We start from the raw sequence: 12985 nt of genomic DNA, 5'->3' as shown, positions 1-12985 counted from the left end.
TACCAGATTATAGAAGAAAAAGGTTACTTTTATACAGATAATACAAACAACATAAAAGTATATTGGATTTTAAAGACTTTAATTTTAACCCTGACTTGTTTGAAGGGTTATCGGCGATGGGGTTTCGTGATGCCACGCCCATCCAGCAACAGGCAATCCCTCTCATTTCAAGTAAAAAAGATCTAATTGCCTGTGCACAAACGGGAACTGGAAAAACTGGCGCTTACCTTTTGCCTATCATGAATATGATTGCAGCAACTGAAGATCGTCATAACAATACTCTAATTCTGGCGCCTACACGCGAACTCGCACAACAAATAGACTTACAGGTTGAAGCACTTTCTTACTTCACAAACATTAGCTCGCTAACTGTATATGGTGGTGGAGATGGAATTGCCTATGAGCAGCAAAAGAGATCGATGCGTGAAGGCGTGGATATTATTATTGCTACTCCCGGCCGCCTGATTTCTCACCTTTCATCAGGAGTTTTAAAATTAGATCAACTGCAACATCTGGTATTGGATGAAGCAGACAGGATGCTTGATATGGGTTTTTACGACGATATCATGCGAATCGTAAGCTATCTTCCTGAGAACAGGCAAACCGTAATGTTTTCTGCAACCATGCCTCCGAAAATCAGGAAACTGGCAGGATCACTGCTAAAACATCCTGAACAAATTAACATCTCAATATCGAAACCTGCCGAAGGGATATCACAGCAGGTTTATCTTATACACGACGAGCAAAAAGTTCCTTTACTTTCGTCTATTCTAAAAACTGATGAATACAAGAGCATTATTGTTTTTGCATCAACAAAAGAAAAAGTTAAAAATTTAGGTAAGGTTTTTAGAAATCTTGGCCTTAAGGCCGAAGCTTTTCATTCGGATCTTGGTCAAAAAGAAAGAGAGGGTATTCTTCTAAAATTCAAAAACAGACAACTGCCTATTATTATAGGCACAGATGTTTTAAGTCGTGGTATTGACGTGGAAGGTATTGACCTGGTAATTAACTTTGATGTGCCCCATGATGCTGAAGATTATGTACACCGTATAGGCAGAACTGCACGGGCTGCTACCAAAGGTACTGCAATTACACTTGTTAATAACAGAGACAAGCGCAAACTTGCAAGTATTGAAAAGCTGATTGAGAAACAAATTGAAAGAATGCCTTTACCGGAACACCTGGGTGAGGCTCCTTTAGAAACAGCTGCCGATTTATCAGAAAAACCTGTGCGCCACAATAAACCAAAACGTAAATTCTGGAAAAAGAAGCCGGCTAAAAACACAGGATCATAGTGTAAAACTATGATATTTTAAACTGGGGTTTTGTATCTTTACTTTTATGCAAAACCTCCCTCCTTTAGCTGAACGCATGCGTCCGCAAAATCTGGACGAATATGTTGGCCAGAAACATTTAGTAGGGCCTGATGCTGTACTAAGAAAGGCCATACAAAGCGGACAGCTACCTTCAATGATTTTTTGGGGACCTCCCGGTGTTGGCAAAACTACCCTGGCGTATATCATTTCTCAAACGCTTGATCGTCCGTTCTTCAATCTGAGTGCTATAAATTCTGGAGTAAAAGACATCAGGGAGGTGATAGACAGAGCTGCTCAGCTTAAAAATAGTTTAATGGGTTTGCCTATTTTATTTATAGATGAGATTCATCGCTTTAGCAAATCGCAACAGGATAGTTTACTTGGAGCAGTGGAACGTGGTTTAGTCACTTTAATAGGAGCTACTACTGAAAACCCCTCTTTTGAGGTGATATCAGCTTTACTATCAAGATGCCAGGTGTATATTCTAAAAGCCTTGGATGAAGCTGAACTTTCTGGATTATTACAGACGGCAATTAAAAAAGACTTTGTTTTAAAGGAGAAGAAGATTACTATTAAGGAGCATGAGGCATTGATCAGGTTATCTGGCGGGGATGCAAGAAAGCTCTTAAATGTTCTGGAAATTGCTGTTAACGGTATTGGTGGCAATAAATTAACACTAAATAATGAAAACGTTTTGCTTCATGCCCAACAAAACCTTGCTCTGTACGACAAAGCGGGTGAACAGCACTATGACATTATATCGGCCTTTATTAAATCCATCAGAGGCAGTGATCCGAATGCTGCTGTGTATTGGCTGGCACGGATGATAGAAGGTGGTGAAGATCCCCTATTTATTGCCAGAAGGTTATTAATACTTTCATCAGAAGATATAGGCAATGCAAATCCGAATGCCTTATTACTTGCAAACAATTGCTTTCAGGCAGTAAACGTAATAGGTTATCCTGAAGCGAGAATCATTCTTTCTCAAACGGTTACCTATCTTGCATCATCGGTAAAAAGCAATGCATCTTACGAAGCAATAAATAAAGCACAGGCTCTGGTGAAACAAACCGGCAATTTACCAGTCCCATTACATATTAGAAATGCGCCAACCAAACTCATGAAGAACATTGGCTATGGTAAAGATTATGAATATTCGCACGCTTATGAGGGGAACTTTTCTGCTCAGGAGTACCTTCCGGAAGAAATAAGCGGAACTAAATTATATGACCCCGGAAAAAATCCTGCAGAGGAAAAATTAAGAGAAAAACTAAAACAGAACTGGAAAAATAAATACAAATATTAATATGCTCATCACTTTTCTAAATCATCAATGGAAAGCCTTTTGGCGCTCTAAGAACAAAGGAGGTTCTATTGCTGCACAAATTTTTATTGGTTTTATTCTTCTTTATCTGCTTGCAGTAGCTGTTATTGCCGGGCTTGGCCTGGAGATTTTGATTGAAAAATCTTTCCCCGGAAAGGATATCTTCGTAATATTTAATGGTTTTATTTTATACTATTTTGCTATTGATATGATGATGAGGCTTCAATTGCAGGATTTGCCTACGCTAAGTATAATACCCTACCTGCACCTCAAGATATCTAAACAAACTATAGTTAACTTTTTAAATGCAAGAGCATTATTTTCCGCATTCAATATCTTGCCATTATTCTTATTCATTCCGTTTTGTGTAACTGCAATAGCTGATGCTCATGGCTCATTTGTAGCTTTAATGTACATTGTTTCTATCATTTCCCTTGCACTTTTTAATAATTATGCCGCACTTTATATAAAGCGAATGAGCATTTCCAATTTAAAAGTTATCCCAATAATGCTTGCCTCAATTTTAACACTAGGCTTATTGGAATATTTTAAGGTATTTTCTATTACGGCAATATCAAACAGCATATTCAATGTAGTTTCTTTGCATCCCGTATCGGCCCTGGGTTTTTGTACACTTGCTTTGGCAATATTTCTTATCAACTCCAGATACCTTCGCAACAACTTATATACAGAAGAATTAAGTAAAAATGAGGAGAAAAAAACGAGTACTGATTATCCAATACTTGGCCGTTTTGGAGAAGTTGGTACTTTGGTTGCCTTGGAACTTAAATTAATACTTAGACATAAAAGAACCCGATCTAGCCTTATAATGTGTGTGATCTTTGTTTTTTACGGCTTCCTTTTCTATAAAAAAGATTTTTTGCAGCGCGATAATTTTGCTGCAATGCTTTTTGCCGCCGTTTTTATGACTGGCAGTGTGATTAGTATTTATGGCCAGTTTATGTTTGGATGGCAGGCTTCTCATTTTGATGGGTTATTGGTTAACAAAATAGATTTTAAAAAATTCATTAAAGCTAAGTTCCTGCTGTTCACTACTATGTCTACCTTAACCACATTAATCATAAGTCTTTACGGATTTATCAGCTGGAAGATTTTAGCGGTTCAGTTTGCCGCTTATTTGTACAATATTGGTATTGGAACAATAATAGTACTCTATTTTGCAACCCGGAACTATAGAGCTATAGACTTAACCAAAGCTGCCACCTTTAATTTTCAGGGGGTGGGTGCAAGCCAGTGGGTTTTGGGGTTGCCATATTTCCTGTTGCCTTATGTAATATTCTTACCCTTCTTTCTTGTAGGCCACCCTTATTGGGGACTTGCAGCTTTAGGGGCTGTGGGTGCTATTGCGCTGCTAACCCGCGAGTTTTGGGTTAACTTTTTGGTGAATCAATTTAATAAGAGAAAATATAATATTGCTGAAGGCTTTAGAGAATAATAACGATGCTAGAAATTTCAAAACTAAAAAAGGTCTACGGAAGTAAAACCGTAGTAGATATTGAAGAATTACAGATCAATGCTGGTGAAACTATTGGCCTGGTAGGAAATAACGGAGCCGGGAAAACAACACTTTTCAGAATGTTGCTGGATCTGATTCGTCCAAATACAGGTCAAATTCTCTCTAAAGGTGAGAATGTTGCCAGGCACGACAAATGGAAAGACTATACTGCTTCTTATCTGGATGAGGGTTTCTTGATAGATTATTTAACTTCTGAAGAGTATTTTATTTTTATTGGAGGCCTCCATAATTTTAGCCCTGCTCATGTAATGGATTACTTAAACCAATATACTGAGTTTTTTAATGATGAGATCTTAAATAAGGGTAAGTACATCCGCGATTTTTCGAAGGGCAACCAAAATAAAATTGGCATTGCTGCGGCGCTGATGCAGAACCCGGAGCTGCTAATATTGGATGAACCTTTTGCCAATTTAGATCCAACTACGCAAATTCGACTAAAATCATTAATTAAAAATTTGAAGCAGGAGCATAAAATGACGACTCTAATTTCGAGTCATGACTTAAACCATGTTACAGATGTATGCGACAGAATTATTCTTCTGGAAAAAGGCCTGGTGATTAAAGATTTCCTTACAGATGAAAATACGTTGAAAGAATTAGAAGAATATTTTTCAGAATAATGATTGATTGTACTGAATTTTGGTCGCTCTGATATAAATTAAAATACGGAGTTGTCCTTTTGTAACATTTATGTTTGCAAAAATTAACGGTGAAAGACAATAAAAATAAGAAACAACAAAACTGGCATTAGGTTTGAGTTAGGGAGAGAGTAAAACAAACAATTATATTATGATTACTTCAAAATTTAAAATAGCAACATTTAGTATCGCTCTTTCTCTTGGTGCAATGGCATTTCAAGGTTGCGATAGTTTAACAAAAACACAAAAAGGAGCTGGTATTGGAGCTGCAGCGGGTGGTGTGATTGGTGCTATTATCGGTAAAAAAGCTGGTAATACAGCTGTAGGTGCTATTATTGGTGCTGCAGTTGGTGGTACAGCCGGTGGATTTATTGGTAAAAGGATGGATAAACAAGCTGCTGAAATACAAAATGCTATCCCAAATGCTGAAGTTATCCGTGAGGGTGAAGGTATTATCGTTAAGTTTGATAGTGGTATTCTTTTTGGTTTTGACAAATCAGATTTAACTGCTCAGGCTAAAACAAATATTAAATCACTAGCTGGGTCAATAAATCAATATCCTGGAACTGACATTAAAGTTATTGGTCATACTGACAACAAAGGTACTGAAACCTATAACATGGCATTATCTGAAAGAAGAGCAGCAGCTGTTAAGGCGTATGCAGTTTCTCAAGGTGTTCCATCGTCACGTTTGATTACTTTAGGTAAAGGTTTTTCTGAACCAATTGCTGACAATGCGACTGAAGAAGGAAGAGCGGCTAACCGTAGAGTTGAGGTTGTTATCGTTGCTAACGATCAACTGAAAAAAGAAGCTCAACAACAAGGCAAATAAGAACATTTACATCTACCTATAAAATAAAAACCCGTCGTACTATGTACTTCGGGTTTTTTACTTTTTATGATATTTTTCCTATTGGTAGATATCTTCAAAATAATGTATAGCAAGGGATTTAAGAAGTAACTCCTGCTCCATCATTGCAAACGAAGGAACCGGCTTTACAAGTTTCCAATGAGGCCATCCGTCCTGGTCCAATCCTTCTAACTCGTAGAATCCCATTTCACTTAATAAACGACAGGTAGCAATATGCATTAGCTCCTCTTTTTGACGTTTACTATATTTTCCTGGACCTTTTCCTAACTCCTGAACACCAATCAAAAACAGTATAACTTTTAGATCAGGTACATCAGAATCAAATTCCTGTGCTATTTTTTGTTGCAAAATTTTCCATTTTGCATGTATTTCTGCAGGTTTCATATTACAAAGATACAATTAGACATGAAGCTTTATTACAATAATATTAAGCGTTTAGTAAAGTGATTTCTTATTTTAGCCAATATAACAGAGGTTATAGTAGTTTAAAAGAATTAAAAGGAAATTTATATTAAAATGGAAAGAAAAATTATAACGGGCATAATGGCCTACGGAATGTCTGGCAAGGTATTTCATGCGCCTTTTGTTAATGGACACCCAGGTTTTAAATTACATGCTGTAACTGAACGTAATAAAAAACAAGCCGCAAATGATTACCCAAGTATAATAAGTTATAATACTATAGACGATTTAATAGCGGATGAGGCTATTGAACTTATCATTATAAATACACCTAACTATACTCATTTTGATTATGCCACCAAATCACTAAGCGCAGGTAAGCATATTCTGGTTGAAAAACCATTTACAGCAACATCAGCTGAAGCAAAAGAACTTTTTGACTTAGCTGATCGCGTTGGTAAAAAAATATTCTTTTACCAAAACAGAAGATGGGATAGCGATTATACTGCTGTACGTGAAGTTATAGAAAGCGGCAAGCTTGGAAAGCTGAACGAAGTTCACTTTAGATACGACAGGTATAGATTAGCTATTGGACCTAAAACTTTTAAGGAGGAGCCAATTGCTGCAAGTGGATTAATGTATGATCTGGGACCTCATTTATTAGACCAGGCAATTAGTATTTTCGGAAAACCTGAAACATTCCACAAAATTCTAGGTAAAAACCGTAAGGATACTAAAGTTGATGACTACTTTTCTATCCATTTAGGTTACCCAAATAGTGTTAATGTTTTTGTGCATTCTAATTTACTATTGGTAGATGCGCTACCCGCCTTTGTTTTACATGGTGAAAAAGGTTCTTTACATAAAGAAAGAACTGATATACAGGAAGAGCAACTATTAAAAGGGATGAAGCTTTCTGATAGTGCCTATGGAATTGAACCTGCAGGAAAAGAGGGAAAATTGACATTAATTGATGAACAAGGCAATAAAACAGTATATGCCGTACCTTCTTTAAGAGGAAGCTACCTGCCATTATTTGAGGCTGTTTACCAGAGTATTGTTAATGATGTTCCTTATCCGGTTACTCAGGATCAGGTGATTACTCAACTTGAAATTCTGGAAGCATAATAAATGGACGGTTTATTTATTCTTATCCCAATATTACTTCTGGTAGTTTATTTTGTTCTTAGAAAAGATAGCCGCCATAATTATGTAAGCTTAAGCGAAGGGGATAAGCAGTTGCTATTTAAAACCGTGAGCTATTACCAGCAACTGGAAGTTGATGATAAACCTAGATTTGAACAGAAGATTTCTGAGTTTTTAAGCTATATCCGAATTGAAGGTGTTGGCACTGAAATTACCGTTTTAGATAAGCTTCTGATTGCGTCGAGCGCAATTATTCCCGTCTTTGGCTTTGAGAATTGGAGGTACAATAATCTGAGCAGTGTGATTTTATATCCTGACACCTTTAATACTGAATTTCAATATGAAGGTGGAGAAAGAAGGGTTATGGGTATGGTAGGTAACGGTTTTATGAATGGGCAGATGATCTTATCGAGGTCTGCCCTTCTGCAAGGTTTTTCAAATAGTGCAGACAAAGAGAATACCGCAATTCATGAGTTTGTTCACTTGTTGGATAAATCTGATGGCGCAACTGATGGGGTTCCGGAAAACTTAATGAGACATGAGTATACCCTTCCGTGGGTTAAAATGATCCACGAGGAGATACAGCGTATTGAAAAGGGCAAATCGGACATTAGCCCCTATGCCATTACCAATGAGGCAGAATTTTTTGCGGTAGTTTCAGAATATTTCTTCGAAAAACCAGAACAGTTTAATGCAAAGCATCCTGAACTATATGAAATCTTATCTAAAATATTCCTACAAGATCCGGCAAAGAAAACATTATAGGCTACCTAATAACGCAACATTAAATTCTGTTGGTATTTCTATATGCGGGATGTGACCGCAAGCTTCGAACTCAACTATTTTTGCACCAGGTATTTTAGCGGCAGTCTGTTTCCCTAGAAGCTTGTATTGCCCATATAAAGCCTGCTGATCAGGACTAAGCAATCCTTTTCCGACTACTGTTTTATCTTCCTTGCCAATAAATAATACTGTTGGCACTTTAATATTGTAGAATTCATAAACTATCGGTTGCTCATAAATCATAGTATATGTCATGGCGGCAACCTTTGCCCAACGCGGAAAATCACCGCTATAGGTTACCCCTCCGGCAATCCTCACAAGCTCTTCGTATTCTGCTTTCCAAAGTGTAAAGTAAGAGCCCTGATAGTATTTCCTTATGCTTTCTGCAGTAGATGTGAGTTCCTTTTTATATTGATCTTCTGTACTTAGATAAGGTATGAAACGACGATAGTCTTCTAATCCAATAGGATTTTCAAGTAATAATTTTTCAGTTTTTTCGGGATACATTAATGCAAATCTGGTTGCCAGCATCCCCCCCATGGAGTGACCAAGAATACTTGCTTTTGCTATCCCCAAACCATCTAACAGTTCCTTATTCCATTTAGCCATTTGATGAAAACTATAATGAATAAATGCTTTTGATGATTTGCCAAATCCAATCTGATCTGGTACGATAACCCTAAATCCCCGGCTGGTTAATGCTTTTATAACATTTGTCCAGTAATAGCCACCAAAGTTTTTCCCATGGAACAACACTACGGTTCTGCCATTTGTAAGCTGGGTTGGCGGGATATCCATATAAGCCATACGAAGATCCTGACCTTCTGTATTGACAGCAAAATATTTTATGGGATAAGGGTACTTTACATTTTCCAGATTAATAGAAATTGTATCAGCTTTTTGAGCAAATAACGAAGCTACTGAACATAATAAAAGAACGAAGGACAGGGATATTGTTTTTAACATAGGTAAGTTTTAAATTGAAACAATAATAAGGTAGTGAAAGTTCTAAACTTAAGCATTATTTATAATTTTGCTAAAATATAAACAAAGAATGAGCATTCATTATTTAGGTGAGGAAAGGTTAAGCCTTCCCCAGATTACAAAAATCATTGCTGAAAAGCATTCCATTGAACTATCTGAAAATGCTATCGAGAGAATTGAAAAGTGCAGAAAGTATCTGAACGATAAGTTAAATGATAATGATGCCCCTATATATGGAATAAATACTGGTTTTGGATACTTACAAAATGTAAAGATCGAGGCCGAAATGCTGTCACAATTACAACACAACCTGCTACTGTCTCATGCATGTGGCACCGGCGAAGAGGTTCCTTCAGAAATTGTGAGGCTAATGCTTTTGTTAAAAATACAATCGCTTAGTTATGGACATTCTGCAATAGCATTAACAACAGTTCAAAGGCTCATAGCTTTTTATAACAACGACATTCTTCCTGTCATTTACACCCAGGGCTCTTTAGGTGCTTCCGGAGACTTAGCTCCTCTCGCCCACCTTGCTTTGCCGCTAATTGGCGAGGGCAGTGTAATCTACAAAGGTGAAAAGATAGCTACGATTGACCTATATTCTGCTTTAGGGTGGAAGTCGCTTGTTTTACAGTCTAAAGAAGGATTAGCGCTAATAAATGGCACTCAATTTATGAGTGCTTATGGGATTTACTGTATTTCTAAAGCTCAGCATCTCGCTAAATGGGCGGATGCTATAGCGGCAATCTCTATTGATAGTTTTGACTGCAGAATAGATCCATTTGATGACCTTAGCCATGTAATAAGGCCACATGCAGGCCAGCTCCAAACTGCAGCAGTTATTAACAATTGGCTAAAAGGGAGCGAGTTGATTAAACAAGAAGGCAAACAAACCCAGGATCCTTATTCATTTAGATGCGTACCACAGGTTCATGGTGCAAGTAAAGACAGTATCAATTATATCCAATCGGTTTTTGAAACTGAGGTAAATTCTGTTACAGACAATCCGAACGTTTTTCCGGATGAGGATAGAATCATCTCTGCAGGTAATTTCCATGGGCAGCCTTTGGCATTAAATCTGGACTTTATGTGTCTTGCCTTGGCGGAATTTGGATCTATATCTGAAAGAAGAACATTTCAGTTGATTTCTGGACAAAGAGGTTTGCCTCCTTTTTTAGTGAAAAACGCAGGGTTAAATTCAGGCCTGATGATAACCCAATACACTGCTGCATCTATTGCCAGCGAAAATAAACAACTATGTACGCCAGCATCTGTTGATAATATTGTTTCAAGTAACGGACAGGAAGATCATGTAAGCATGGGCGCCAACGCGGCAACTAAATGCTTGAGGGTAGTAAATAATTTAGAAAGAATTCTTGCGATTGAACTGCTAACCGCAGCACAAGCTCTGGAATTTAGAAGACCCCTTAAAACCTCACCTGAACTTGAAAAGTTAATTTTTGCCTTCAGACAAAAAATTCCGGCACATGAAAACGACAGGGTACTCTCTATAGAAATACAAAAATCCATAGCATTTTTAAATGCCTACAAGGATTTATAATAAAATAAAGGAGCAAATTGATATTGCTCCTTTATTTTATTTATTGGGTTACTTTTTTAAAGTAAACGGAATATTCACTCCAAATGTGACGTTACGGCCCTGATTATAAATACCAAGAGCAGGATCTTCATCACTTAACCTACCAGGCTTAAACCGACTTAGATGGTCATAATAAGCTTTATCTAATAAGTTTTTGCCGGCAACATAAATCGTAATATCTTGATTTTTACTCAGCTTAACGGTTGTTCCAATTGCTGCATTTAGAAGCGTATAGCCAGATGAGGGTTGCTCAAAACTGTCGATTTTACTTTGCTTAAAGAAATTATCAATACCAACAGAAAGATAAGAATGTTCAGTCCCGTTAATTTTTGGCTCAAAGCGCAATTCATTGCGTAAAGTTGCCGCCGGAATAAAGGGTAGAGATTCTTTCGTTGTACGATTGGTAGCTCTTGTAAAAGAAAATCCGTTCTCTAAGTGAATAAAACTTACCGGATGTAAAGTCAAGGAAGCTTCTATGCCTCTCAAAAATGCATTATCCTGAACAAAGTTGTAAACAGGAAAGTCTCTGCCATCAACTTCTTTGGTCTCCCCGCTGGTGCTATAATAGATATAATCGTTGATGTAATTTGCAAAACCACCTAAACTGGCGCTTAGATATTTGTTCTCATAATCAAAGGATGCATCAAACTGATAACTCTGCTCAGGCTTAAGATTTGAATTACCTACTTCATAACGGAATACCCCCTCATGTACACCATTAGATGATAATTCTGCAATATTTGGTGCTCTGAACGCACTTCCGGCATTAGCCTTAAAGCTAAGTGCATCATTAAATTCATGTGTATAACCCAGGGCACCGGTTATGTGTGAAAATTTATTACTAAATGCATTGAAATCTACATCATCGGTATGGAAATCTTTACCGGTCATTTTTCTATAATCAAACCTGGCACCAATGTTAAAAGTATTTTTGTCCCATGTTTTCTTAACGAAAGCAAAGCCACCAAATGCCTGACTGTCAAAATCCGGAATTAATTGCTCTTCTCCCTCCGTATTCAAACTATGGATGAACTCACCTGAAACACCAACTACAGGAGCCCAGCCATTCACTTCATTAAAAGAATATTTTAAATCATAGCTATAGGTATGACTATTTAAAAATAAAGCCGGGTCTTCACCTGCCGCTTCAAGCTCTCTGCGTAAATTGTGCTGATAGCCAAGGGTTGCTTTTAAGCTTCCTTCGCCTAATAAGATATTACTGTTTAAAGCAACCTTATAATGGCGGACATCTTGTTTTGGGAATGCCAATGTTCGGTCTTTATTCTGCTTATCTGTAAAAACAGCTCCATCTTCATCCACAAGCTGCCCATCTTCATTTCTGGCAGGCTCATAAAACCCAATATTAGTACGGAAGCTGGATGCATCTAAATGTGCATAACCCCACCTTTTATTTAATCCAATCTGACCTTCAAAGTTAGATTCATTAAACCCTGAATTGGGTACATACTCTGTAGGTGTCTGATAAGAATAGGCATTTTTATAAGAGCCCCTGGCCCTATAAACAAACCCATTTTCGTTACCCTGAAGCATTAATGAACTACCGGTTAGACCATTGTTTGTTGCATAATTCGTTAAGAGCTCTCCTTTTAGAGTCCCTTCTGGAGCTGGTAAGGCATCAAGTATATTAATAACCCCACCTAAGGCGTCAGATCCATACATTAAACTTGCAGGGCCTTTTAACACTTCGACCCTATCTGCACTGTATTGATCAATTTCAATTCCATGCTCATCTCCCCACTGCTGTCCTTGTTGCTTAACCCCATTATTAAGGGTAACTACTCTATTATAACTTAAACCACGGATAACCGGTTTTGATATTCCAGCCCCGGTTGTGATTTGAGATACTCCCGGGGTACGGGATATAGCATCGATCAGATTAGTTGACGGGCGATACAGCAGATCTGCCTTGCTTACCGTTGCTATAGAAGTACTGTTTTTCTTATTATCGGAACTATTCGCCGATCCAGTGATAACCACTTCCCGTCCCTCGATTACGCTTGACTTTAGGCTGAATTCCATTGATCCTACAGTTTTAAAATCAACAGTTTTGGTTATTGTTTGATATCCAATGTATCTAACCTGCACAAGGAAGCTCCCGCGGGCAGGTACATTTTTAAGGGTAAATTCACCCGCATCATTTGTCATAACAGAAACCCTAAGATCCGGGATTACAATTGAAGCTCCCGGTAAAGGCTGCTGCGTTTCGGCATCAACAACTTTACCTTTCAATTCTATTAATTCAGTAGCAAAACCTGTTGCAGAGAAAAACGCATATAGTAGTACAACTAATAAAAATTGTATCTTTTTCATAAATAATAATTATAAGATTACATAACCTACCCGAATGCTCAGGCCGGTTTCAA

The 12985-nt window shown here is 37.6% G+C and carries 11 protein-coding genes; 8 read left to right on the top strand and 3 right to left on the bottom strand.

Annotated features, from left to right (window positions below):
• Positions 1–62 precede the first annotated feature (62 nt).
• From CPT03_RS19720 to CPT03_RS19700, 5 genes are all read left to right on the top strand, one after another.
• Positions 63–1295 carry a DEAD/DEAH box helicase gene (locus tag CPT03_RS19720; protein WP_099440433.1) on the top strand — a complete coding sequence of 411 codons (1233 nt, stop codon included), beginning with the start codon at positions 63–65 and terminating at the stop codon, positions 1293–1295.
• Between the two features lie 46 nt (positions 1296–1341).
• Positions 1342–2622, top strand: a complete 1281-nt coding sequence (locus CPT03_RS19715; RefSeq protein ID WP_099440432.1) for a replication-associated recombination protein A — start codon at positions 1342–1344, stop codon at positions 2620–2622.
• A 1-nt stretch (position 2623) separates the two neighbouring features.
• Entirely contained in the window at positions 2624–4096 is a 1473-nt protein-coding gene (locus CPT03_RS19710; protein ID WP_099440431.1) for a DUF5687 family protein, read from the top strand.
• A 5-nt stretch (positions 4097–4101) separates the two neighbouring features.
• Entirely contained in the window at positions 4102–4797 is a 696-nt protein-coding gene (locus CPT03_RS19705; protein WP_172954200.1) for an ABC transporter ATP-binding protein, read from the top strand.
• 169 nt (positions 4798–4966) lie between these two features.
• A complete protein-coding gene (locus tag CPT03_RS19700) occupies positions 4967–5647 on the top strand; it encodes an OmpA family protein (RefSeq protein WP_099440429.1) in 681 nt (226 codons plus the stop codon).
• Positions 5648–5725: 78 nt separating this feature from the next.
• Here CPT03_RS19700 and CPT03_RS19695 read toward each other — a convergent pair whose 3' ends face one another.
• Positions 5726–6070 carry a hypothetical protein gene (locus tag CPT03_RS19695; protein ID WP_048907844.1) on the bottom strand — a complete coding sequence of 115 codons (345 nt, stop codon included), beginning with the start codon at positions 6068–6070 and terminating at the stop codon, positions 5726–5728.
• Positions 6071–6202: 132 nt separating this feature from the next.
• On the opposite strand from CPT03_RS19695, the gene CPT03_RS19690 reads away from it, so the two are divergent.
• Together CPT03_RS19690 and CPT03_RS19685 are read left to right on the top strand one after the other, a co-directional pair.
• Positions 6203–7216, top strand: a complete 1014-nt coding sequence (locus CPT03_RS19690) for a Gfo/Idh/MocA family oxidoreductase (RefSeq protein ID WP_099440428.1) — start codon at positions 6203–6205, stop codon at positions 7214–7216.
• A gap of 3 nt (positions 7217–7219) precedes the next feature.
• Complete coding sequence (locus tag CPT03_RS19685; RefSeq protein WP_099440427.1) at positions 7220–7999, top strand: zinc-dependent peptidase; 780 nt, start codon at positions 7220–7222, stop codon at positions 7997–7999.
• Here CPT03_RS19685 and CPT03_RS19680 read toward each other — a convergent pair.
• Positions 7994–8983 carry an alpha/beta fold hydrolase gene (locus CPT03_RS19680; RefSeq protein ID WP_099440426.1) on the bottom strand — a complete coding sequence of 330 codons (990 nt, stop codon included), beginning with the start codon at positions 8981–8983 and terminating at the stop codon, positions 7994–7996. The two genes, CPT03_RS19685 and CPT03_RS19680, sit on opposite strands and share 6 nt — an antisense overlap.
• 88 nt (positions 8984–9071) lie before the next feature.
• On the opposite strand from CPT03_RS19680, the gene hutH reads away from it, so the two are divergent.
• A complete protein-coding gene (gene hutH / locus CPT03_RS19675; RefSeq protein ID WP_099440425.1) occupies positions 9072–10562 on the top strand; it encodes a histidine ammonia-lyase in 1491 nt (496 codons plus the stop codon).
• 48 nt (positions 10563–10610) lie between these two features.
• Here hutH and CPT03_RS19670 read toward each other — a convergent pair whose 3' ends face one another.
• On the bottom strand, positions 10611–12932 hold the full coding sequence (locus CPT03_RS19670) for a TonB-dependent receptor (protein ID WP_099440424.1): 2322 nt from the start codon (positions 12930–12932) through the stop codon (positions 10611–10613).
• Positions 12933–12985 lie beyond the last annotated feature (53 nt).

This window comes from Pedobacter ginsengisoli, assembly GCF_002736205.1.
Taxonomy (GTDB): Bacteria; Bacteroidota; Bacteroidia; order Sphingobacteriales; family Sphingobacteriaceae; genus Pedobacter; species Pedobacter ginsengisoli_A.
This window is presented reverse-complemented; position numbering and strand designations above follow the sequence as displayed.